This window comes from Streptomyces sp. NPDC051315 (assembly GCF_044455165.1).
Classification (GTDB): Bacteria; Actinomycetota; Actinomycetes; order Streptomycetales; family Streptomycetaceae; genus Streptomyces.
Window position 1 is genome coordinate 77,287 of record NZ_JBITEN010000017.1, and the last position, 22,304, is coordinate 99,590.

The 22,304-nt window shown below is 68.9% G+C and carries 19 protein-coding genes and 2 pseudogenes; 9 read left to right on the plus strand and 12 right to left on the minus strand.

From position 1 onward, the window contains the following. Nucleotides 1-160: 160 nt before the first annotated feature. The 5 genes from ACIBBD_RS28885 to ACIBBD_RS28905 all read left to right on the plus strand — a co-directional run bounded on the left by ACIBBD_RS28885 (nt 161) and on the right by ACIBBD_RS28905 (nt 4,294). Nucleotides 161-2,194: a tetratricopeptide repeat protein gene (locus ACIBBD_RS28885; protein WP_399422495.1), complete on the plus strand. Its 2,034-nt coding sequence runs from the start codon at nt 161-163 to the stop codon at nt 2,192-2,194. Nucleotides 2,195-2,529: 335 nt separating this feature from the next. Further along, nucleotides 2,530-2,838, plus strand: coding sequence for a DNA/RNA helicase domain-containing protein (locus ACIBBD_RS28890; protein WP_399422496.1), 309 nt, complete (start codon nt 2,530-2,532; stop codon nt 2,836-2,838). Nucleotides 2,839-2,963: 125 nt separating this feature from the next. Continuing rightward, nucleotides 2,964-3,308: a helix-turn-helix transcriptional regulator gene (locus ACIBBD_RS28895; RefSeq protein WP_399422497.1), complete on the plus strand. Its 345-nt coding sequence runs from the start codon at nt 2,964-2,966 to the stop codon at nt 3,306-3,308. Between the two features lie 9 nt (nt 3,309-3,317). Beyond that, on the plus strand, nt 3,318-3,884 hold the full coding sequence (locus tag ACIBBD_RS28900) for a hypothetical protein (protein WP_399422598.1): 567 nt from the start codon (nt 3,318-3,320) through the stop codon (nt 3,882-3,884). Between the two features lie 149 nt (nt 3,885-4,033). Next, nucleotides 4,034-4,294, plus strand: a complete 261-nt coding sequence (locus ACIBBD_RS28905) for a hypothetical protein (protein ID WP_399422498.1) — start codon at nt 4,034-4,036, stop codon at nt 4,292-4,294. 654 nt (nt 4,295-4,948) lie between these two features. Here the strand turns inward: ACIBBD_RS28905 and ACIBBD_RS28910 are convergent. Next, complete coding sequence (locus tag ACIBBD_RS28910) at nt 4,949-5,332, minus strand: hypothetical protein (RefSeq protein ID WP_057582352.1); 384 nt, start codon at nt 5,330-5,332, stop codon at nt 4,949-4,951. A 164-nt stretch (nt 5,333-5,496) separates the two neighbouring features. Between ACIBBD_RS28910 and istA the strand changes: the two are divergent. Next, nucleotides 5,497-7,087, plus strand: a pseudogene (istA, locus tag ACIBBD_RS28915) (IS21 family transposase). 123 nt (nt 7,088-7,210) lie between these two features. Here istA and ACIBBD_RS28920 read toward each other — a convergent pair. The 8 genes and pseudogenes from ACIBBD_RS28920 to ACIBBD_RS28955 all read right to left on the minus strand — a co-directional run. Next, nucleotides 7,211-7,513, minus strand: a pseudogene (locus tag ACIBBD_RS28920) (transposase); the annotation flags it as partial. A gap of 58 nt (nt 7,514-7,571) precedes the next feature. Continuing rightward, nucleotides 7,572-7,976 (minus strand): helix-turn-helix domain-containing protein, encoded by a 405-nt coding sequence (locus ACIBBD_RS28925; protein WP_399422499.1) that lies wholly within the window; start codon nt 7,974-7,976, stop codon nt 7,572-7,574. Between the two features lie 186 nt (nt 7,977-8,162). Further along, nucleotides 8,163-9,647: a SulP family inorganic anion transporter gene (locus ACIBBD_RS28930; protein WP_399422500.1), complete on the minus strand. Its 1,485-nt coding sequence runs from the start codon at nt 9,645-9,647 to the stop codon at nt 8,163-8,165. Nucleotides 9,648-9,660: 13 nt separating this feature from the next. Beyond that, nucleotides 9,661-10,242: a carbonic anhydrase gene (locus ACIBBD_RS28935; RefSeq protein ID WP_399422501.1), complete on the minus strand. Its 582-nt coding sequence runs from the start codon at nt 10,240-10,242 to the stop codon at nt 9,661-9,663. 920 nt (nt 10,243-11,162) lie between these two features. Continuing rightward, entirely contained in the window at nt 11,163-12,410 is a 1,248-nt protein-coding gene (locus ACIBBD_RS28940; protein ID WP_399422502.1) for a Mu transposase domain-containing protein, read from the minus strand. 399 nt (nt 12,411-12,809) lie between these two features. Next, nucleotides 12,810-13,496 carry a response regulator gene (locus ACIBBD_RS28945; RefSeq protein WP_399422503.1) on the minus strand — a complete coding sequence of 229 codons (687 nt, stop codon included), beginning with the start codon at nt 13,494-13,496 and terminating at the stop codon, nt 12,810-12,812. Then, on the minus strand, nt 13,493-14,908 hold the full coding sequence (locus ACIBBD_RS28950; protein ID WP_399422504.1) for an ATP-binding protein: 1,416 nt from the start codon (nt 14,906-14,908) through the stop codon (nt 13,493-13,495). The genes ACIBBD_RS28945 and ACIBBD_RS28950 overlap by 4 nt, the downstream gene beginning before the upstream one ends. 11 nt (nt 14,909-14,919) lie before the next feature. Beyond that, nucleotides 14,920-16,905, minus strand: a complete 1,986-nt coding sequence (locus ACIBBD_RS28955) for an APC family permease (RefSeq protein WP_399422505.1) — start codon at nt 16,903-16,905, stop codon at nt 14,920-14,922. A gap of 642 nt (nt 16,906-17,547) precedes the next feature. On the opposite strand from ACIBBD_RS28955, the gene ACIBBD_RS28960 reads away from it, so the two are divergent. Together ACIBBD_RS28960 and ACIBBD_RS28965 are read left to right on the plus strand one after the other, a co-directional pair. Next, nucleotides 17,548-17,742, plus strand: coding sequence for a cold-shock protein (locus tag ACIBBD_RS28960; protein ID WP_399422506.1), 195 nt, complete (start codon nt 17,548-17,550; stop codon nt 17,740-17,742). A 615-nt stretch (nt 17,743-18,357) separates the two neighbouring features. Then, nucleotides 18,358-18,528, plus strand: a complete 171-nt coding sequence (locus ACIBBD_RS28965) for a hydrophobic protein (protein ID WP_386645971.1) — start codon at nt 18,358-18,360, stop codon at nt 18,526-18,528. Nucleotides 18,529-18,738: 210 nt separating this feature from the next. Here ACIBBD_RS28965 and ACIBBD_RS28970 read toward each other — a convergent pair whose 3' ends face one another. The 3 genes from ACIBBD_RS28970 to ACIBBD_RS28980 form a co-directional block, all read right to left on the minus strand. Next, complete coding sequence (locus ACIBBD_RS28970; protein ID WP_399422507.1) at nt 18,739-19,218, minus strand: ATP-binding protein; 480 nt, start codon at nt 19,216-19,218, stop codon at nt 18,739-18,741. A gap of 195 nt (nt 19,219-19,413) precedes the next feature. Further along, nucleotides 19,414-19,779, minus strand: coding sequence for an STAS domain-containing protein (locus tag ACIBBD_RS28975; RefSeq protein WP_399422508.1), 366 nt, complete (start codon nt 19,777-19,779; stop codon nt 19,414-19,416). Nucleotides 19,780-19,787: 8 nt separating this feature from the next. Continuing rightward, nucleotides 19,788-21,230 carry a PP2C family protein-serine/threonine phosphatase gene (locus ACIBBD_RS28980; RefSeq protein WP_399422509.1) on the minus strand — a complete coding sequence of 481 codons (1,443 nt, stop codon included), beginning with the start codon at nt 21,228-21,230 and terminating at the stop codon, nt 19,788-19,790. 602 nt (nt 21,231-21,832) lie between these two features. Here ACIBBD_RS28980 and ACIBBD_RS28985 point away from each other — a divergent pair. Further along, on the plus strand, nt 21,833-22,189 hold the full coding sequence (locus ACIBBD_RS28985; protein ID WP_399422510.1) for an STAS domain-containing protein: 357 nt from the start codon (nt 21,833-21,835) through the stop codon (nt 22,187-22,189). Nucleotides 22,190-22,304 lie beyond the last annotated feature (115 nt).

Consider the following 22,304-nt stretch of genomic DNA (forward strand, 5'->3'; position numbering starts at 1 on the left):
GGTGGCCATGGGCAGCAGCGGCCAGACGCCTCGGGGCGCCGATGGCCCCCGGCCGCCTATCCTGCCGGGGCCTGGAGGCACCTGGCAGGAGGTATTCCGCAGCGGGAACGCGACCGGCAGCGACGGCGCATTCGTCAACACCGGCATCTACAACTCCAGCGTGAACCTGCCGCCCGAGGCGCTGCGGCACCCCGCCGAGGTGGACGCCCCTGCGGGCCTGGACGACCTGCCGTACCGGCCGGGGCTGTTTGTGGGGCGCGGCCGTGAACTCGAACGCCTGGATGCCGCCCTTGCCACTCCCGGCGCGGCCCTGGTCCAGGCGGTGCACGGGCTGGGCGGGATCGGCAAAAGCACCCTGGCCGCCCACTGGGCCGCCATCCGCCCCCACGGCCGCGCACCGATCCGGTGGATCACCGCCGACAGCCCCACCGGCGTCCGGCAGGGACTGGCCGACCTCGCCACCGCCCTCCAGCCCGTCCTAGCCACGGCGCTGCCAGTCGAGGCACTCGCCGAGTGGGGCCTGCAATGGCTGGCCAGCCACACCGGTTGGCTGCTCATCCTGGACAACGTCAACGACCCGGCCGACATCGCCCCACTGATCGCCCGCGGCCGAGGCGGCCGGTTCCTGATCACAAGCCGGCTCGCCACCGCCTGGGCCGACGCGGCCACGCTGGTCCGCCTCGACGTCCTCGACCCGGACGAATCCATCGCACTGCTCACCCGCATCGCCACCACCACAAGCCCCCAGCGGGACATGGACGGCGCCGCCGACCTGTGCGAAGAGCTCGGCCACCTCCCCCTCGCCATCGAACAGGCCGCCGCCTACCTCGCCCAGAACGCGCTCACCACCCCCCGCACCTACCTGCACCTACTCGCACGCCACCCCGCGGACATGTACCGGAACAGCGCGGTGACCACGCTGGACGAACGCACCATCGCTCAGATCTGGAACATCACCCTGGACCGCATCACGGAAGTTCAGCCCCAAGCCGCCAACCTGCTGCGCACCCTGGCCTGGTACGCACCCGAGAACATCCCCGCCACCCTGGCAAAAACAGACGGCGGTGCGCCCGCAGTCAACGCGGCACTGGGTGTGCTGGCGGCCTACAACATGATCACCCCCGATCGCAACACCGCAACCCTGAGCATCCACCGCCTCGTCCAGGCCCTGGCCCGCACCCCCGACCCCGAGGGTCCCCATCGCACCCCCGAACTCATCGACCAGGCCCGCGAACAAGCCACCAACAGCCTGAACACCGACCTCCCCGCCACCCGCGACGACCCCGCAGCATGGCCCCTCTGGCGTACCCTGCTCCCTCACATCGACGCCCTCGCCGACCACGCCACCCCGGACACCGACACCCCCGTTACCGCCCGCATCCTCAATGAGGCTGGGCTCTTCCTCGATGGCCAGGGCCTGCCCGCTCGCGCGATTAGACACCTCCAACGCGCCACCACCGCCCATGAGCGGGTGTTGGGCGAGGACCACCCCAACACCCTCGCCTCCCGAAACAACCTCGCCAGCGCCTATCGGTCGGCCGGGGACATGGGCCGGGCCCTCCCCCTGTATGAGCGAACCCTGACGGACACCGTGCGGGTGCTGGGCGAGGACCACCCCAACACCCTGACCTCTCGCAACAACCTCGCCGGCGCCTACGAGTCGGCCGGCGACCTGGGCCGGGCCATCCCCCTGTACGAACAGACCCTCCAAGACCGGACGCGGGTGCTCGGCGAGGACCACCCCAACACCCTCGACTCCCGCAACGACCTCGCCGGCGCCTACGAGTCGGCCGGGGACCTGGGCCGGGCCATCCCCCTGTACGAACAGACCCTCCAAGACCGGACGCGGGTGCTGGGCGAGGACCACCCCAACACCCTGACCTCTCGCAACAACCTCGCCTACGCCTACCAGTCGGCCGGCGACCTGGGCCGGGCCATCCCCCTGTACGAACAGACCCTGACGGACACCGTGCGGGTGCTGGGCGAGGACCACCCCAACACCCTGACCTACCGCAACAACCTCGCCAGCACCTACCAGTCGGCCAGAGATCTTGGGCGGGCCATCTCGCTGTACGAGCAGACCCTCGCCGCCTGCCAACGGGTGCTAGGTGAAGAGCATCCGATCACGGTGACGGTCCGAGACAATCTCACTAGGGCCATTGCCGAGCGCGACGGCCGCGCTGGGCCGTCGTAACCGTCCCGTCGGGCTGCGACCGTGGCCAGTACGTCCGCGGGGTCCTCGCCGTCTCGCTCGATCTGCGTCAGGTGGGCGCGAAGTGCGGGCCAGGCCGGGTCCGCCAGAACGGTCTGTGCGCGAGAGGGCACGGCCTGCTGGACGATGCCCGCCATCGGCCACTCGCACGCGGCCGCCAGCCGCTGTCCGGTCCTGGTCCGGGCTGCGGCCGCCTTCTTCCGGCGCGACTTGTACTCGCGGGCTGCGGCTGCGCCCGCCGTCACCTCGACGGCCTCGCGTAGCAGTCGCGCGGCCCGTCCGGCGGCGTGCGCCTGGGCGCGGTGCTCCTGCGCCTCGTGCCACCTGCGGGAGGCCTCTACCGCGGCCACCAGCAGATCGGCTGCATCTACACCGCCCAAGGCCTCGAATACCACCACGCCGGCGCCATCATCGGCCCCGACCTCACCTGGAACAACGGCCGCTGGCACGCCCACCCCGACCAAAGCCAGGACGCCGCCCTCCGCCACCTCAGCCCCGCCCAGTACCTGCCCTACGCCGTCAACATCTACCGCGTCCTCCTCACCCGCGGCACCCACACCACCCGCATCCACGCCACCGAGCCCACCACCCACCGAATGCTCCAACAACTCATCCCCCAACGCTGAACCGGGGGCAGACACGAATCAGCGCCGGACAGGAGGTCCGGCGCTGATTCTCACAGCGGGTATGAGGTGTTTGCGGCTGCCGTGTTCCCCTGCCATGCAGGTGGCAGCCATACTAGAGTTCTTGCATGGCAAAGACGCCGCGTATGACGCTCCAGACCCAACTGGTGCTGCGGACCCTGCTGGAAAGCCCTGCCAAGGCCCGATACGGCCTCGAGCTCTCCGAAGCAGCAGGCCTTCCCACCGGCACCATCCACCCGATCCTCGCCCGCCTCGAGAACACCGGCTGGCTCGAGTCCTTCTGGGAAGACCCGAGCGCGATCGAGAAGACCGATCCGCCCCGGCCACGGCGCCGGTACTACCGCTTCACCCCAGGCGGTGCCGAGTCCGCCCGCGTCGCTCTCGCCGCCGCCTACCAAGGCGGCGCCACCTCCGCACGCCTTCGACCCGCCGCTGACGGCCTGGGGAGTTGAGGCAGCACGATGCATGACGCCGGCAACGAAGCCAGCGGACTCCCCTGGTTGGTCATCCGCCAGGACGACAACGGCGACCAGTACCGGATCGGCAGATACGCGACCCGCGCCGAAGCCCAAAGGATCGCCGACAGCCTCGACAACCGCGGCCATCGGCAGCTGTATTGGGTAGAGCACGTGGGCAGCCCACCCGACATCGTGTCAGCCACCAACATGCTCAGCGTGGAGCTGAGCCCCCTGCCGGACGATCACGCTCGAAACGTTCGGCACTCGCTCGGTCAGACACCGCAATCAGCGCAACATCCTGTGCCCCCTGCCCGCGGAGGGCCCGCGAGTCCGGATGACCGCACCCGCCGGCGCATACGCCGGGCCCGGCTGCTCTTCGAAACACTTGCCCAGGTTCTGCCCGCGGACGCCCGCGAGCGTTGGTGCGAAGAGTGGATGGCCGAGTGGGTCGACCTTGGCGAACAACCCGTACGTACGCGCGTGGCCTACCTTCTGCGGGTCGCGCTGCACAGCGGCCCGTACTTCGCCTGGACCCTACGCCTCGCAGCACGACGGCAGCGTGCCCAATGAGATGCCCAAGGGCAGCAGTCGCCACAGACAACCCGCCGCCTCCACGGCAGGAAGACGCCTACGGGCGGCTGCAGCACCATACACACCCACCTTCAGGCGTCCTGAGCCAGAGCCGGGACTCCAGCAGGCTCCCCGCAAGGAGATCCCCGGTGGCTCAGGACCATCACTCTTCCGAACCCGCCCGCCCGGAACCGCCCAGCCCGCACAGCAATGTCGGATCGCCCTCTACAGCAACGCCGCCGCCGTTCCTGCCGCTGCACACCACAGTGGTACTGCTGGTAGCCGCGTTCATCGGCGTCGCCATGGGCGGACTGATGTTCCTCGCCGACAGGTCCGTGGCCAAGGCCGTCTTCACAGGCCTGACCATCACTGGAGCCTGCATCGTGGGGCTTCGCAAAATGATCGGCTAACCCGCGGCGAGGCCACGCACGGCACGCCCTGCCCGGCCTCGCCTCACCGGCGACCCACGCAGCCGGCCGACGGTAAGGGCAAATACCTCTTATGGGTTTTTGCCGCATTTATGATGGTTGCGCCCATTTGCCCTGTTCGCCACCTTGCAAGCACCCTGCCTGGCCACCTCACTGTCGGACCTGCGAAAGGCTGCCGTCCCCACGTTCAGTGGGCCCTGACCATCGACGGCAAATTCGTGGCGGACGGAACCCTCACCGACACGGACACCCACAAGATCAAAGGAGTGGTTCCCGACAACGCCAAGGTCTCCGACATCACAGCCATATACGCACGGGGCACCTGCACACCGCCACCCTGTCACGGGACATCGGCACCTGCCGAAGACGCTTCCGCTGCGCTCTCTCAGCCCACGGGACTGACACCAGGTCCGGGTCACGTCGGACCCAAGCTGGTGACTGGGGCGCCCGCGCCGCGCTGCCGCCGACGCCGTTGATCCGAAGCGCGACATCTGTCACCGGCAAAGCCGAATGGGCTGGTGAAAGTGCTGGGCCGAAGCAGCGTGGTTGTCACCCAGGAGGCAGGCTACTTGCCACAGACGTTCAATCGGCAGCCTTCCTGTCACCGGGTCGAGGGACGCTCATCCAGTCGGTCGGCTACGGAGCTGCCTTACGGAAGAGAGACAGCAGGGTCCGGGCCGGCAGGGTGTCCGGGTCGAAGAACTGCGTGGCCAGAGCGGGCGGCACCGCCGTTCCCTGCATGCGGACCTCGTGGCAGGTGAAGCAGAACGCAGCCTCGAACAGCGCCAGATCGAGAGAGTCCTCGTATGCCCGGACGCTCCAGCCTGGTGAGAAGCCGCAGCGGTGTTGTTCACTGCCGGGCAGACTCTCGATCAAGGCCAGGGCGGCGGCGGCCTCGCTCCCGGCCCAGTGGGCAACCGCCGTGCCGGGGTACGGGACGTCCCGACTGGTGGGAAGGGCTGAGATCCGTACGACCTCGATCAGCACGGTGGCGGTAACGGCTTCGGTGGGGAGCTGCATGAACGCATTCTGCCCGCCAGGTCGGCGGCCCGGGTAAGGGGTACAGACGCCTTCGGCAGGTGCAGGCCGGTGTCGTTCGATCGACCCAATGCCATCCACCGCGGAAGTCGCACTGGCTTTGTAGGTGAGTTTCGAGAACGTCTGTTGCTCAGCGGTGCGAACGCCTGGTTCCACGGGAGAGTGATGTCGCTGAGTTTCGAGAACGCCCAGGTGCTTGCCTCGGGACCATGGTTGTGCTCTGCACGACGAGGGGGCCCGAGTGCTGCCGAACTCCAAGGTCGATCTGTACGCGGCGATTCGCCGTGATGCCAGGACCGGCTGTGATCGACGCCATCCTGAAGGCGGCCCTGACCGCGCCGCGGAAGCAGCGCCACACGGTCAAGCGGATCTACGACCGGCTGCTGGACGAGCACGAAGCCGTCGACGTCTCCTACTAGATGGTCCGCGCCTACGTCGCCGCCCGCCGTGAGGAGATCCGTCTCCAGGCCGGCAAGGGGGTGGTGGAGGCGTTCGTCCCGCAGACCCACAGGCCCGGGGCGGAGGCCGAGGTCGACTTCGGCGACGTCACAGTGAGGCTGGCCGGCGAGCTGGTGACCTGCTGCCTGTTCGCGTTCCGGCTGTCGTACTCGGGAAAGGCCGTGCACCGCATCTTCGCCTCGGCCGGGCGGGAAGCGTTCTTCGAAGGCCACGTCCACGCTCTCAACGTGCTGGGCGGAGTGCCGACCGGGAAGGTTCGCCACGACAACCTTAGAGCCGCAGTCGCCCAGGTGCTGGGCCTCTCCCGTCGCCGGGTGGAAGCCGAACGTTGGACCGCCTTCCGCTCCCACTACGGCATCGACGCCCTCTACTGCCAGCCCGGCATCCGCGGCGCCCACGAGAAGGGCGGCGTCGAGGGCCAGATCGGCTGGTTCCGCCGCAACCACCTCGTCCCCGTCCCCGTCCCCGAAGTGGACACACTGGCCGAGCTCAACGCGATGATCGACCGGTGGGACCAGGAGGACGACGCCCGCCGCATCCGCTCCCGCCCGCGCACGATCGGCGAGTACTTCGCGGTCGAGCAGCCGCTGCTCGCGCCACTGCCGGAGAAGCCGTTCGAGACCGGCCGACTGTCCACACCGCGGGTCGACCGCTACAGCCAGATCTGCGTCCGGATGAACCGTTACTCGGTGCCGGTGCGGCTGATCGGCCGCACCGTCCGCGTCATGCTCCACGCCTCCGAGCTCGTGGTCTACGACGGCCGCGAGGAAGTCGCCCGCCATGAGCGGCTCATCGCCCGCAATGGATCCCGCCTCGAACTCGACCACTACCTGGAGGCGCTGATCCGCAAGCCTGGTGCCCTGCCTGGCGCCACCGCCCTCGACCAGGCTCGGGCCGCCGGCCGGTTCACTCCCATGCACGACGCCTGGTGGGAAGCCGCCGTCAAAGCGCACGGTGAACGCGACGGCACCCGGGCCCTGATCGAGGTCCTCCTCCTCAGCACTGCCCCACGAACACCTCGTCATCGGCCTCGCCGCAGCCCTGAAGACCGGTGCCCTCACCGCCGATGCCGTCGCTCTCGAAGCCCGCAAGGCAGCCGACGCTGACACCGCACCCGAAGAACCTCCGCAGCCGCCCTCCACCACCAGCCAGACCGCCATCGCTCCTCTGCCCGCGGCCGTCAGGGCCAACCTGCCACCCGACAAGCGGCCTCTGCCCTCCGTCGCCCCCTACGACCAGCTCCTGCGGCTCCGCCGACCCGACCACCCCACCCCGTGAACGAGAACGTGACGCGTTCCAGTCTTTGACCCACGCGCGGATGTCGGCCTTCGAGGGGGGCTGCACGTTTTTGTGGGCGCCGCGGCGGATCATCTGGTCGGCCGGGAAGCCGAACCACCGCTCGGCCTGGTTGATCCACGAGGAGCCGGTCGGGGTGAAGTGCATGTGGAAGCGTGGGTGCTTGGCCAGCCACGTCCTGATCGCGGGCGTCTTGTGGGTGCCGTAGTTGTCGCAGATCAGGTGGACCGCCAGGTGCGCGGGCACTTCCTTGTCGATCCGGATGAGGAACTTCTTGAACTCCGCTGCCCGGTGCCGGCGGTGCAGAGCACTGATGACCTCGCCGGTGGCTACGTCGAACGCGGCGAACAACGTGGGCAGCCCGTCGCGGACGTAGTCGTGGGTGCGGCGTTCGGGCATGCCCGGCATTATCGGCAGCACCGGCTGGAACCGGATCTGCGACTTCTCGAGAGCTTGAAGGTGTCTGTCAGATGCGCTTGAGCTGGAACTTCCGCCAGATCCGGCCGACCGGGGACTTCGACAGGCCGCTGTGCTCCGCCATCGACTTCCGCGACCCGTGGGTGGCGTTCTGCGGGATTTCCTCCAGCGTCGTGACCACGACCGCGTTCACCTGATCAACGCTGATGGTGGGCGGTCGGCCCGGCCGGGGCTCGTCGGCCAGGCCATCCAGCCGCTCCGCCAGGAACCGGCGCCGCCACCTGCGGACGGTGTCGGCGGCCACCCGCAACTCGCGGGCGACCGCGACGATCGGTCGTACCTCCGGACCCGCGCACGCCAGCACGATCCGGGCGCGCAGGGCCAGTGCCTGGGCCGACGACGCCCGCCGCGTCCACCGCTCCAACACCTCCCGCTCGTCATCAGACAACGGCAACGGTTCCAGCTTCGGGCCTCGACGAGGAACTGACGCACCACCAGCAGAAGTCACGCAACTACTAACCGCTCGTCGGGGCGGGGCTACACGGTCCAACGACATGCCCGGCCGGGAGGCTCGGGTCGGGCCTCCCGGCCGGGCGGCAGATCCCTACGGGCCCGCAAGGTTTTTACGGCGTCGTGGCCTTCAAACCGGCTCGGTGGCCGCGACCTTCACCGGTTCGGTGACCTTCACAGGTTCCGTGCCAACAGCGCTGTGTCGCTCGGCCCAGTCCTCCAGGGCCGTACGGCAGGCGTGGTCGAGGTGGTGCAGCCCGGACAGGTTCAGCTCCATCGGGCGGTCCTGGGGCAGGGACTCTAGGCTGTCGAGGATCCTCGGCAGCCTGAGGAAGGTCGCGTTGCCGGACAGGTGCGCCTGGATGGGACCGGCGCCCTTGTCTATGACCTCCAGCTTCACGTACGAGGCCTCCCAGGCGGTCTTGATCACGGATAGTGCGAGACCGATGAGCACGCCCTCGAACATGTTCACTGCGACGATGGAGGCGGCGGTGACGACGAGGATCAGTGCCTCACCGCGGTGGGCCCGCCACAGCGCGGCGATCTGGCGGAACGGGATCAGCTTCCAGCCCGCGTGCACCAGGATGCCGGCGAGGGCGGGAATCGGGATCAGGGCCAGGGCCCACGGCATCGCGGCGGCGAACAGCAGCAGCCACACGCCGTGCAGCACGCGGGAGGCCTTCGTCTTCGCGCCCGCGTGGACGTTGGCCGAGCTGCGTACGATCACCGCGGTCATCGGCAGCGCGCCGAGCAGACCGCACACCGTGTTGCCCGCGCCCTGGGCGATCATCTCCTTGTTGTACTGGGTGCGCGGACCGTTGTGCAGCCGGTCCACGGCCGCCGCGCTGAACAGGCTCTCCGCCGAGGCGATCAGCGCGAACGCGATGATGGTGCCCCAGATGGCCGGGGTGGCCAGCTCGCCGAACGTCTCGGGGCCGGGCGGCTGGATGACGCCGAGCAGGCCCTCCACCTGGACAGTGGCGACCGGAAGGCTCAAGGCGGCCGTGGCGGCCGTGGCCAGGACCACCGCGGCGAGGGCGCCGGGCACGGACCGCACCGCCTTGGGCATTCTCCTCCACAGCACGATGACGGCGATGGTGCCCGCGCCGATCGCGAGCGAGGCCAGGGCCTGGGTACTGCCGAGCGCGTCGGCGAACGCCCCGGGCAGGCCCACGATCTTGCCGATGCCGGTCTCTGGGGCCTTCAGGCCCGCCGCCGCGTAGAGCTGGCCGGCGATGATCACCAGGCCGATGCCGCAGAGCATGCCCTCGACGACGGAGACGGATATCGCGCGGAACCAGCGGCCTATCTTCAAAAAGCCCATGGCGAGCTGGAGCAGCCCGGCGATCAGCACGATCACGCCGAGGGTGGCCACTCCGAACTCACTGACGGCCTCGAAGACGATCACCGTCAGGCCGGCGGCCGGACCCGACACCTGCAGGCTGCTGCCGGGCATGATCCCGGTGACGATTCCGCCCACGATGCCGGTGACCAGTCCGAGTTCGGCCGGGACACCGGAGGCGACCGCCACGCCGACGCACAGCGGCACGGCGATCAGGAAGACGACGATGGAGGCGAGGAAGTCCTGCCTCAGATAAGGGAACTTGGACAGCATGGCACAAGCCCCCTCAGAGCGTCTCGAACGTGTTGGAGGCGGCGCGGTGTTCGCGCACGATGCCGGTGTGGACCTCGTAGTACCAGCCGTGCATCTGGAGTCCACCCGCCTCCAGGCGCTTCTCGATGCACGGGTAGGAGCGAAGCCGCTCCAGCTGCGCCAGCACGTGGTTCTGCACGGCCTCGGCGACCGTCGGGTCGCTCGTGTCGGAGCACTTGGGCTCGTCCGCGGCGTGCGCGAGCCAGTCGCGTACGGCGGGGACGGCCGTCAGATCGTCATGGCGCACCACCGCGCCGACGGCGCCGCAGTGGGAGTGGCCGCACACCACGATGTGCTTGACGCCGAGCACCTGCACCGCGTACTCGATGGTGGCCGTCTCACCTGCGGGGGTGGCGGAGGGGTACGGGGGAACGATGTTGCCCGCGGTGCGCAGCTCGAAGAGCTCGCCGGGACGGGCGCCCGTGATCAGGGCCGGTACGACCCGGGAGTCGGAGCAGGTGATGAAGAGAACCTCAGGGGACTGTCCCTTGGCGAGGTGAGCGAACTCCTCAGGGCGCTGTCCGAACATGCGGGCGTTGTCGATGAGGGGTTGCATGATGTGGTGATTCCTCCTGGCGCGCAGTGGGGGCGCGTCGGGCCTACATGACAGAGAGTGGGAGGACTGCTCTGGTACTCAGCAGCGGAAGACCTGATGCAGGGCCGGAGTGTCGGACGTCGACCATCTCGACAAGCGCTGATGAGCCGCGCCGGGCCCGGCCGGCTGGTACGCGGACGCGGGGTCCCGGGTGAGCAGTGGTCGGTCGGGCGCCTGAGGCCGGAATCGGCGAGGCGAAGACGAGCACGGGTGCCGAGCAACCCGGCCGGGCCCCTATTGCCCGATGGGACGTGGTAGCAGGACGTGAGGGTCCCCTCGCGCAGCGCCTTCCCGGAGAAGCCTAATTGCGGGTTGAGCCTTGGCCTCTGCCTGACCGACTGTGTGCGCATGTGCGAAGGACGCGGCGGGTGCGAACAGCTGGAGGGCGAACAGGACGGCGGCGCGAGCCGAAACCACGGTCCGGCAGTCGTACCCAGGAACATTCGCCCCCCCTCCAGGCAGTTCATCACGACTTGCGCGTACCAGCGAATAGTCAATGACCAGCCAAGAACATCTTAACTAGGTAAAGGCATTTGCAGGGTCAACTGATTCCGGCCGAAGAGAGCCCGAAAACCGAAGTGGAGTCGGCGTGAACCTTGCCTTGGCGGCGAGAGATTGATCGGTTACAGCTCACCGCACTGCACCCTTCTCCGACGGCTCGCCGACGGCGAGCGTGTCGTTCTCGTCCCCCTCAACGAAGGTGAGCCGTGGCTTCATCGGTCCTGGGTGGTCAGGAAGCCGATCTCAATAGGCTCCGGCGCCCAGCGCGATGCGGAAGGAAAGGCGCCGCCATCCGGGCTTGTAGGAGCGGCGCCGCACCTTGCCCCCCACCTCCGGCAAGACGCGCGTGCCCGCGCGCCGGAACGTGGCGTCGGTCCGCTTCACACCGTCCAAGCAGGGCAGCGCGTTTCAGCGTATAAAGGCAAGTAAGGCACATGGCGCGAAATGGTTCGACCGAACCGTTTCATGCCATGTGCCCTGATCGCTGGCCACCGCTCCTGTTCGCGTTTTGTAGGCAGGCGGGGACGTACGACGTGGGGCCTGGCGCTTCTTGACGATGACGTGGGTGTCCTTGCCCGCGCGGCGCCAGGTGAAGGAGACGTTCTCCAGGGCCAGCTTCTTGACGATGAGGTCGGCGACCTGACCTGGGCGTCGGCAGGTCCCGGCGGGACGGAATACAGATTCCCGTCGAAGGAAACGAGGCCCTGCGGGCTCACGGTCCGCTCGACCTCCAGCTCGGCCGGGAACGGCCGGACCGGGACGTCCAGCAGCATTTCAGCGGCGGCAAGCTCACCGACCGTGACCTTGATGCCGTCCACCGACCGGCGGCGTTCGTCCATGCGGACGGCGAGCTTGTCGATGCCGGACTGGACTTGGACAACGGTCAGCGCGTCGGGAACCGTGCGCCACCGGCGTTGGGCTGCCGAGTGGTTGGCCTTCTCGACGACGCCCTTGCGGTTACCTCGACGGGGCGGGCAGATGTCGACTCCGACGCCGTAGTACTTGGCGACAGCGGCGAAAGACGGAGTGACTCGCCCGCTGGAGAGGTAACAGACCGTGGCCATCCGGTCGAAGCGCCACCGCCTCGTGGTCCCGCCCAGCTTGCGGACCACCTGGTCGAGGGCCTGGACCAGGTGCGGGATGTCCTCGGACTCCGCCAGCACCGCCCGCCACCGGCCCGAATGCGCGAGTGCCCCGACCAGCAGGTGAGCGTGCTCGCCCACTCCCCACGACTCGGGCGCGTCCGGAAGCTCCAGCCAATCGAACTGGATCTCCTCGCCCGGCGGATGCGCGATCACAGCGACGTTCCGGCCCGCCGCGGCGTGACACGGCTCGCAGTGCGGCCGGACCTGGTAGCGCCGAGGCGTACGGGTGAAGGTTGAGTAGCCGCCTTCATAGCCCAAGTCCCTGACCTCGTCGAACAGGGTTGAGGCCCACAAGTGCGTATCATCGGCGAGCCGCTGTCTGCAGTACTGCAGGAAGGGCACGAAGGCGTCCGGGCTCTGACGTCGTTGGCCAGGGACCTGATTGCCGTTCAGGTAGGCGCGGATCGTCTTGCGGTCACGTCCCAGATGTCGCGCGATCGCTGAGATCGTCCAACCCTGACGACGCAGTACGTGAGCATCCACGTCTTCATCCCGCGTGAGCATCCAGGCCCTCGACCAGGCCGAACTTGCGCAGGCAGGCTCTCCACGGCACTCCACAGCTCGGCCGGCGGATCGCGAACCAGCCCTGATCATCGGCCGAGGAACAAACCGGCACAGGAGGTCAGCTCATTCCGCATCTGGGGAATCGTGAGCAGGTGTGGGGTCACCCCTGAGCAGGGGGTGGCCGATTTCAAAGAGCGTCATCAGCGACGGCCCGGTCCGGGTTCTCCCAGAGGTCCTGGACCGTCTGCGCGGTCCTATCCGGGTGGCTGCCGATCAGGTAGGCGCCCTCACCGGCCGCCCCGAGCCAGCTGATGCGGAAGACATGGCGCTGCCACCCGGCCCGGTAGGAAGACCGGTTCCGGGGTGGCGACCGCGGAGTCAGGCAGGGATGTCGGGGGTGAAGCGGTAGCCGATGCCGGGTTCGGTGATGAGGTAGCGGGGTCGGGAGGGTTCTGGTTCCAGCTTGCGGCGGAGGTTGGCGAGGTGAACACGCAGGTAGTTGGTCTCCTTCTCGTAGCGGGGCCCCCATACATCATGGAGGAGTTGGCGTTGGGTGACCAGGCGTCCCGGGTTGCGGACGAGGATTTCCAGCAGCTGCCATTCGGTGGGGGTGAGGCGGATTTCACCGGCTGCGGTGGTGACGCGTTTGGCGGCGAGGTCGATGGTGAAGGCCGCGGTGGTGATCAGGGGCTGTTCGTCGGCGGGGGTGGCGCGGCGTAGGGCGGCGCGGATCCGGGCGAGGAGTTCGCCCATGCCGAAGGGTTTGGTGACGTAGTCGTCGGCGCCTGCGTCCAGGGCGTTGATCTTGGCGGTCTCATCGTGGCGGGCGGACAGGACGATGATCGGGGCGGTGGACCAGCCACGAAGGCCTTCCACGATGTTGATGCCGTCGAGGTCGGGCAGGCCGAGGTCGATGACGGCAAGATCGGGGGCGTTGGTGGTGGCGGCCCGCAGGGCGGTGGTGGCGTCGGGGGCGGCGTCGGTGTGGTAGCCGCGGGCGGTCAGGGCGATGGCCAGGGCGCGCAGCAGGTGGGGGTCGTCGTCGACGATGAGGATGCGGGTCATGGTGCTGTCGGGAGGGTGAGGGTCATGGTCAGGCCGCCGCCGGGGGTGTCGGTGGGGGTGAGGGTGCCGTTCATGGCTTCGGTGAAGCCGCGGGCGATGGCCAGGCCCAGTCCGAGGCCGTGACGGGTCGTGTGGTCGTCCAGGCGCTGGAAAGGAGCGAAGATGCGTTCTCGCTGGTCGGCGGGGACTCCCGGGCCGTGGTCGATGACCTGCAGACGGATCACTTGTCCTTCCTGGCGGGCGTGGACGTGGACGGGTTGGTCCGGTGGGCCGGCGTCGAGCGCGTTGGCGACCAGATTGGCGACGACCCGTTCCAGCAGGCCCGGGTCGGCCCAGGCGGGCGGCAGATCATCGGGAACGTCGACGTTGACGGCGCGTCCGGGGGGTGGCGTGGTGTGCAGGAGGGCGGCGGCGGTGATCTCATCCATGGTGGTGGCGCGTGGATGGACGCTGAGGGCGCCGGCTTGCAGGCGGCTGAGCGCGAGGAGGTTTTCGACCAGGTCGTTCATCTTGTCGGCGGAGGCGTCCACGGTGGCCAGGAGTTCGGCCTGCTGGGCGTCGGTGAGTTCCAGGTCGGGCTCACGCAGGCTGGACACGCACGCCTTGATGCCGGCGAGCGGGGTGCGCAGGTCGTGACCGACAGCGGCCAGCAGCGCGGCGCGCAGTTTGTCGATCTCGGTCAACTCCCGCGCGCGGGCAGCCTGGGCGGCCAGGCGCTCGGCTTGCAGCGCGCGGGCGGCGGCTGTGGCCAGCAGGGTGAGAAAGCGCTGGTCGGCGGCGAAGACGGCGGGGCCGTCCGCCACCAGCCGCAGGTGCTCCCCGGCCGGCGCGGACAGCGTCGGATCAGCTGATGGCGGCTCGCCGACGACGGCTACCGGGCGTTCGCCGTCGGCGTCGCGTTCCAGCAGCGCGGCGCCGGTCATGCCGAAGGAGTTCCGCACGTGCTCCAGCACCGCGCTCAGTGGCCGTTCCTCCAGCGGCGCCTCGGTGATCCGGGCCAGCAGAGCGGCCTCGACGCCGCTGCGGGCGGCAGCGGCTCGCTGCCGGGCGGCCAGGTCGACCGCGACGCTGACCGTGGTGGCGACCACCACGTAGACGGCCAGGGTGATGACCAGGTCACGGTTCTCGACCGTCAGGGTGCGGTAGGGCGGGACGAAGAAGAAGTTGACCAGCACATCGGAGGTCACCGCAGCCACCAGTGCCAGGCTCAGGCCGCCGGTGGCGGCCACGAGGACCACCGCCGTCAGATAGATGAGCACGATGCTGGCCAGCGACAGCGAGCCCCTCACGGGCACCAAGGCCACGGTGAGGACCGCCAGGCCCGCCGCGGCGGCTCCAGCCGCGGCGAGCCGACGGCCGCCTGTGCCCCTTCGGCGCCGGCCACGGTCATGGAGCAGGTCCAAACCCTTCATGAGTCGAAACGCTAACCGACCTTCGACCGGACGCCGGGCCCGGCGGGGCACGGCTGCTGTGGGGCCGCGCGATCGCTGGAGTCCAGCTGCCACGGCACGCTGGTGACCATCACCCCGCGTTGGAACAGCAGCCGGGCCTTCAGCCGCAATGCGGACTGGTTGTGCAGTAGTTGCTCCCACCAGTGGCCGACCACGTACTCGGGGATGTAGACGGCGATGAGGCCCTGGGGGTGCTCGCGGTGGAGGCCGGCGATGTACTCCAGCACCGAGCCGGTGATGTCACGGTACGGGGAGGCCATCACCCTCAGCGGCACCGGGATCCGGCGCTCCTCCCACTCGGTGCGCAGCGCGCTCACTTCCTCGTCGCTGATCTTGACGGTGAGGGCGGTGAGGGAGTCCGGGCGGGTGGCCGTGGCGTAGCCCAGCGCACGCAGGGTGGGCTGGTGGAGCTGGGAGACCAGCACCACGGCGTGGGTGCGGCTGGGCAGCACGATGCCGCCCGGCTGCGGGCGCAGCTCGTCTGCCACGCGGTCGTAGTGGCGGCGGATGCCGCGCATCATCGCGTACAGCACCGGCATGGCGATCACCACCAGATAGGCGCCGTGGCTGAACTTGGTCACCAGGACCACGACCAGCACCAGCGCGGTCAGGCACGCGCCCACCGCGTTGATCGCCCGCGAACGGTGGATGCGCCGACGCCGTGCGGGATCGGTATGGTCGGCCAGCTCACGGTTCCAGTGCCGGACCATGCCGGCCTGGGAGAGGGTGAAGGAGGTGAACACGCCCAGGATGTAGAGCTGGATCAGACGGGTAACCGACCCCTCGAAGGCATAGATCAGGGTTCCGGCGACCGCGGCCAGGATGACGATGCCGTTGGAGAACGCCAGCCGGTCCCCGCGGGTGTGCAGCTGCCGGGGCAGGTAACGGTGCTCGGCCAGGATCGCCGCCAGCAGCGGGAAACCGTTGAAGGCGGTGTTGGCCGCCAGGATGAGGATCAATGCGGTCGCGGCCTGGATGTAGAAGAACATCACCGTGTCCGTGCCGCCGAACACCGCCGCAGCAAGCTGGGCGATCACCGTGCGCTGCGAACCGGTCGCGCAGTTGCCGGGAAAGCCCACCAGCTGGCAGGCGTCCTCGACGTACCGGACATCCGCGATCAGAGCCAGCGCCGTGATCCCGGCGAACATGGTGATCGACAGCCCACCCATCACCGCCATCGTGGTGGCCGCGTTCCGCGCTTTCGGCGGCCGGAACGCCGGCACCCCGTTGGAGATCGCCTCAGCACCGGTCAGTGCCGTGCAGCCGGAAGAGAACGCCCGCAGCGCCAGCAGCACCAGCGCCATGCCGGTCAGTCCCGTCTGGCCCGGCTCGGCGTGGACCTGCCACCCGGCGCTCTCGGCCACCGGTGCGTGGCCGAAGGCAGTCTGCAGCAGCCCGATGACGACCATCGCCAGCACGCCGGCAATGAACAGATACGTCGGTACCGCGAACAGCCTGCCCGACTCGCGGACTCCACGCAGATTCATCGCGGTCAGCAGCACCACGAACCCCAGGTTCACCCCGACCCGGTACTCACCCAGCGCCGGCACCGCCGAAATGATGTTGTCCACGCCGGCCGCAACCGACACGGCCACCGTCATCACGTAGTCCACCATCAGTGCGGAAGCCACCACCAGCCCCGCCCCTGGGCCCAAGTTGCGGGAGGCCACCTCATAGGAGCCACCGCCAGAAGGGTAGGCCCGCACCACGTGCCGGTAGGACAACACCACCACCGCCAGCAGCACCACCACCGCGGCCGCCACCCACGGCGCCAAGTGCAGATAGGCCAGCCCGCCCAACGTCAGAACCAGCAAAATCTCCTGCGTCGCATACGCCACCGACGACAACGGGTCACTGGCAAAGACCGGCAGGGCGATCCGCTTGGGCAGCATCTGCTCACGCAGGCGGTCACTACTGAGGGGGCGGCCCACGATCAGCCGCTTGAGTGATATCGACACAACCGGCAGCCAACGCGTCCATCCGGGCGGGGCCCGATTCTTCGCGCGTCCTTAACGCCGCCACCGGCGATCTTCACGCCGTCTTGGCGTGACCATCCAGCAGCACAGCCGTCACAGTCTCAGCGTTGGAATAGCGCACTCCCGGAATACTGCCTCTTCACCAGTTGCTGTCGCTGCGGCTCTTGCCTGGCTGGCGTTTGCGCCGGAGTAGCGCATCGGCCTCGGTGACCGCCTGTCATGGCAGGCGGCCCCTGTTCTTCCCCCGGCGGACCAGGGTCGCGTTTTCGCCCGGTGGAGGATGAGGACATGGCCGCTGACGTGCACCGTGATGACACCCTGCTTCTCGTAGCTTGCGCTTGCCGTCCGGGCACGAGCGTCGGATCCGTCCCCTTGCCGCCCCAGGCGACGAGACGTCCGTGCCCTCTATGGGGGGAACGGCGCCGTTCTAGGGCAGGTGCCGGACGAGACGTGAAGCTACTGGTCGCACGGCTCGTGCCTCGCGAGGTGAGAGCGGGGACGTGCGACGCAGGCGTGGCACCGGGGCGTTTCTCCCTTCCAGCGTCCAGGTGCTCCGCGATGGTCCAACCTACGGCCGCGCGGTACGGTGCCGCGCCGCCCGATCAGTGACGAGGGAGACCAGCAATGGCCACCGGCACGGTGAAGTGGTTCAACGCAGAGAAAGGCTTCGGCTTCATCGAACAGGAGGGCGGCGGGCCTGACGTGCTCGTCCACTACTCAGCCATTGCCGGCGGCGGCTACCGAGAGCTGCAAGAGGGCCAGAAGGTCCGCTTCGACGTCACTCAGGGACAGAATGGCCCGCAGGCCGAGAACGTCTGAGCGATGACATCAGCCCACGCCCGGGCGGGTGCCCTGGCGCAACATCGCAGGAGGGTTGGAGCAGGGCAGCGAAATGTGTCCTGCCTTTCGGACAGCCGAAGCCGCAGGACGACCAGGAGCAGACCCGCCACGGGGGACTGAACGAGCCTGCCCCTGCACGTCGGCACCCGCTTGCCCCCTCCACGGTGTGGAGGTCAGACCCCACCGGGGGATCCCTCTCCTCAGCGCGCCTGACGATCAGAACGTCACATTGTGGCCCCCTCAGGTCAGCCGCGGGATGTCGTGCCGGCGTTCCAGTAGCAGCCACGCGGCGTCCCGGGCTGCGGTCGGGAGCGGGCACGCGCAGGATGATGGCCATGGCGCGGGCGCTGATACCACTGCCTGGGGAGGCCGCCCGGTGATCGTGCGTTGTCGACGGACGCGGACCATCGTCCTGGTCCGTGAGGCGGCGGTCTGTCAGGTATCGCGGTGCCGGAATCTCCCATGAGATCTCACGGGCGATGTGTGCGGTGGTGGAAGCGCGTCGAGTATCCGTACGAGCGGCCGAGAATCCAGGGGAATCGACCGTGTGTTCCTCGATGGACAGGGCATCCGGTGCGTCGGAGGTTGATAACTATGGTTCCCCTGCTTCTGGTTCTGCTGCTGGCTCTGATCCTCTTTGGTGCGGGTTTCGCGCTGAAGGCACTGTGGTGGATCGCCGTGATCGTGCTGGTGATCTGGCTGCTGGGCTTCGTCGTGCGGACGGCGGATACCAGCGGCCGCAAGGGCCGCTGGTACCGCTGGTAACTGTCAAGCGGCAACGCGCCACACTGCGGGCCCCGGGCGCACCCGGGGCCCGCAGACATGTCCGGCACCAGGACATCCCACCCGGCTAAAACGGTGTAATCGCCACCTTCATGGGCACCAGGCCTCATAGCTGGGGCCCGGTGAAGCAGCGGAATCTGCGCCTCCATATCGGACCCCAGCCCACCTCCTGTCGGCCTCCCTATCGGGCCCCTATGGCGCAGTGCGGCCGGCGATGTGCCCGGCGGGGTCGTCGGCCAGCGCGATCAGCGCCGCGACGCGTTTGCCGACCGGTTCGCGGTGGACTTCATAGCCCTGGCTGACGGCGAGGGTGATTTCCAGGCCGTGCCGGCCCACTCGCTGCGGGTCGGTGGCGGCGACGTCCGGCAGGACCGGATCGCTGTCCCACACCGATACCCGTACCGCACCGCCAACGATCTGCAGATCGAGCATGACCGGCCCGGGCGCGTACTTCACCGCGTTGGTGACCAGTTCGCTGACCACCAGCTGCGTCATGCCCAGCGCCCGCTCCGACACCGGCAGCCCGTGCACGGCCTGCACGTCGGTGAGGAAGCCGATGGCCAGGTGCCGCGCGGCACCGATACAGGAAGAGTCGCCGTCATAGGCTGCCGACGCCGACAGCGGATCACTGTCCCCGGTCTTCTGTCCCTCATCCCCCGCCGTCTGCCCCATGCAGCCCGCCCCGCCTCACATGACCGTCACAAGGAATTCACGCTGTGCCCGGCAGGATCGCACAGCTGGCCAGACAGCGCCCATCCGCCTCCCGAACCGCTGCCGAATTGCGTCCGCTGTCGTGGAGAGAGCCGGACTGCCTGGTGCCGCGCTGGATCGCCGCGCAAGCCTCTGGTCTGGCAGGCCAGAAGTTGCTTACCTCTGTGCGGAGGTGGGCGGCCTGTCGGTCACGTCGGCGGCTGTGGCATGGACAGGCAGGAACGAGTCGACGCCGGTCATGCTGAGCATGCGCATCAGGCGGTCGGGGACGGCGGCGAGGCTGAGCGAGCCGCCCGCTTCCTGAGCTGCGTGCCAGATGCCGATGATCGCGCTGAGACCGGCGGAGTCGCAGAAGCCGACCTGTGCCAGGTCCAGGACCAGGCACGGGTGTCCTAGCTGAATGATCTCCAGGGCCCCGGAGCGCAGGGCGGGCGCGGTCTGCATGTCCACGTCCCCGACGATCGTGGCGATCGCGAGACCGGGTCGGGGGTGCTGGACGGTCAGGTGAAGCGTGTCGGTCACGTCGTTCATCACTCCTGGCCGAAGTGTTCGGGTGCGGCAGTGGTGTGGGCGGTGGCGGCGACCCCGGCATCGGGTCCGGTTTCGGAGTCGGACACGGACAGGGCCAGCAGGGCCACGTCGTCGCCGGCTCCGTCGGGCATTGAGGCCAGCAACGTGACGGCGTCTTCCACCAGGGCGGTGGCGGTAAGAGGGCCGGTGCGCTGGTGGAGGAAGCCGGTCAGGCCGTCCTCGCCGAGCATGGCGCCCTGGGGAGTGCGGACTTCGGTCAGCCCGTCGGTGTAGAGGAACAGCCCCTCCCCGGGGGCCAGCAAGAAGGTGGCCTGGGCGAAGGAGGCCTGGGGGAAGGCTCCGATGAGCATGCCGCCCTTGGGCCGGACCGCCTTGACCCATACCTCGCCGCTGTCATCGGGGCGCACATGGTAGGCCGGCGGGTGGCCGCCGGTGGCCACGGTGACACTGAAACCGCCGTCCTCCCGGGGTGCCAGCAGGCCGAAGAGGGCGGTGCAAAAGCGGCTTCCGGCGGTGACGTCGGTGAGCAGGGCGGTGTTGAGCGTGCTCAGGACGGTGACCGGTTCCGGGTCGATCTGGGCCGCGACGCGCAGGGTGTGACGGGCCAGGGCCGTGACGGTCGCCGCCTCGGGGCCCTTGCCGCACACGTCACCGAGGAAGAACGCCCACCGGCTGCCGTCGACGGGGAAGACGTCGTAGAAGTCGCCGCCCACATCGTGTACGGAGGCGGTGTGATAGTGGCAGGCCAGCTCCAGGCCGGGCACCACGGGAAGCGCCGGGGGCAGCAGGGTGCGCTGGAGGGTGGAGGCGAACGCGGCGATGGCGGTCTTGTCCTTCTCCGCCTGTTCCCGCGCGGCCCGTTCCACTTCCCGCCGCTCCTGCTCGTTGCGCAGTGCGCGCAGCGCCGACAGTCGCAGCTCCATCTCGTCCAGCACGATCGCGGCAAGATCGGCCAGTGTGGCGGTGTCGTCCTCGGTGATGGAACGCGGCTTGGTGTCCAGGACGTTGACCGTGCCCAGCCGGTGGCCGTCGGGGGTGATGATCGGTGCGGCGGCGTAGAAGCGCACCCCCATCTCTCCGGCGACCAGCGGATTGTCCGCCGCCACGGGGTCACGAAGGGTGTCGGGAATGACCAGCGCGTGATCGCGCAGAATCGCCGAGCCGCACAGGCCCGGATCGCGGCCGATCTCCTTGACGCCCTCCAGGCCGTGTGCGGCCTTGAACCAGATGCGGTCGGTGTCCACGATCGTGACCGTGGCCACGGGGACATCGAAGAGGCGGGCCGCCATCGCCGCCACCCGGTCGAACGCGCCGTCGGGCGGGGTATCGAGGATGTCGTACCGGCGTACCGCCGCAATACGGACCGCCTCCACATGGGGATCCGGGACCAGCTCGGGGCGCCGCCCGGGCGCCGGGTGGGCCGCCGAAGCCTGCTGCGTCATCGGCTTTCCTCTCCGTCTATGGGCCGCCGCGAGCGGCACGAACCGACGCAGCCTAGATCGAGTCCACGTCCGAACTCCAATGCCGCAGTGAACACCAGATCTATTCGGCAGCGTCGTGAACCTCCTTTCGGTGCTCCTGCTGTGGCTTCGCATGTTCGACAGCAAGGTGTACGCATTACTGCGCCAGAGCCGGGGAGGGGCGGGTAAGCAGAACTCGAATGGGCGGCCGTGCCGGAGGCTGGGGGCGCGTTCCGGGCGCCCGCGCGCCCAGGTCGTACCGCCGTCCACTCCAGCGCCTCGTACCAAGCGGCGGTCGAGCCGTACCTCACCCGTGGGCGGGCATCGCGAAGTCCTCTCCGCGCGGATCTACCGGATCTCGCCACACCACCTGGCAGTGGACGCTGCGCGAGGAGCCGGCGCCGAGCGGACTGGCCCGCCGAAGTGCTGAGCCCACACCCTTCGACCTCGCGGCGATCAACGACCTGAGGCGTCCGCCGACAGGGCCTCCACTCGGGGGTGGTTGACACCGCGGTACGGCGTGCGTTTGCGTGGGCTGTGGCCCCGTAGCGGCAAGTGCTCACCTCGGACGGACAGGAGACGGTATGAGCCAGGCCCACTTGACCGTCACCCAGCACACCACCGCTGACGGCGTGCACGTCCTCACCCTGGCCGGTGAGATCGACCACACCACGGCCGGCACCTTCCGCCAGGCGCTCACCGCCGACGACGGCCCCGTCCGGTACACCGTCGTCGACTTCCGGGACGTCACCTTCATGGACTCCAGCGGCATCAACGTCCTCGTCGCCGCAAACAACGCCGCCCGGGCCTGCGACGGCTGGCTGCGCCTGGCCCACACCCCCACGCCCGTGCTCCAACTCCTGCACATCGTCGGCCTCGACGACGTCATCGAGCTGTACCCCACCCTCCATCAGGCCCTCGCTGAGGAAACCGCCGCCTGATCCCCCCAGGGACCACCCTCTGGCCCAGGTGACCCTCTGCGGCTCCCCAAGGGCTCAACGTCCTGATCAACATCCTGCGCTGCGCACCAGCCGCAAACGGATCAGTGCCCCTGGG

Excerpts from the sequence above, each read along its gene's own strand:
- ACIBBD_RS28950 (WP_399422504.1), bottom strand. The coding sequence starts at position 14,908 with ATGAAGGGTTTGGACCTGCTCCATGACCGTGGCCGGCGCCGAAGGGGC.
- ACIBBD_RS28900 (WP_399422598.1), top strand. The coding sequence starts at position 3,318 with ATGCATGACGCCGGCAACGAAGCCAGCGGACTCCCCTGGTTGGTCATC.
- ACIBBD_RS28960 (WP_399422506.1), top strand. The coding sequence starts at position 17,548 with ATGGCCACCGGCACGGTGAAGTGGTTCAACGCAGAGAAAGGCTTCGGC.
- ACIBBD_RS28980 (WP_399422509.1), bottom strand. The coding sequence starts at position 21,230 with ATGACGCAGCAGGCTTCGGCGGCCCACCCGGCGCCCGGGCGGCGCCCC.
- ACIBBD_RS28930 (WP_399422500.1), bottom strand. The coding sequence starts at position 9,647 with ATGCTGTCCAAGTTCCCTTATCTGAGGCAGGACTTCCTCGCCTCCATC.
- ACIBBD_RS28910 (WP_057582352.1), bottom strand. The coding sequence starts at position 5,332 with ATGCAGCTCCCCACCGAAGCCGTTACCGCCACCGTGCTGATCGAGGTC.
- ACIBBD_RS28985 (WP_399422510.1), top strand. The coding sequence starts at position 21,833 with ATGAGCCAGGCCCACTTGACCGTCACCCAGCACACCACCGCTGACGGC.
- ACIBBD_RS28945 (WP_399422503.1), bottom strand. The coding sequence starts at position 13,496 with ATGACCCGCATCCTCATCGTCGACGACGACCCCCACCTGCTGCGCGCC.
- ACIBBD_RS28965 (WP_386645971.1), top strand. The coding sequence starts at position 18,358 with ATGGTTCCCCTGCTTCTGGTTCTGCTGCTGGCTCTGATCCTCTTTGGT.
- ACIBBD_RS28895 (WP_399422497.1), top strand. The coding sequence starts at position 2,964 with ATGGCAAAGACGCCGCGTATGACGCTCCAGACCCAACTGGTGCTGCGG.
- ACIBBD_RS28970 (WP_399422507.1), bottom strand. The coding sequence starts at position 19,218 with ATGGGGCAGACGGCGGGGGATGAGGGACAGAAGACCGGGGACAGTGAT.
- ACIBBD_RS28935 (WP_399422501.1), bottom strand. The coding sequence starts at position 10,242 with ATGCAACCCCTCATCGACAACGCCCGCATGTTCGGACAGCGCCCTGAG.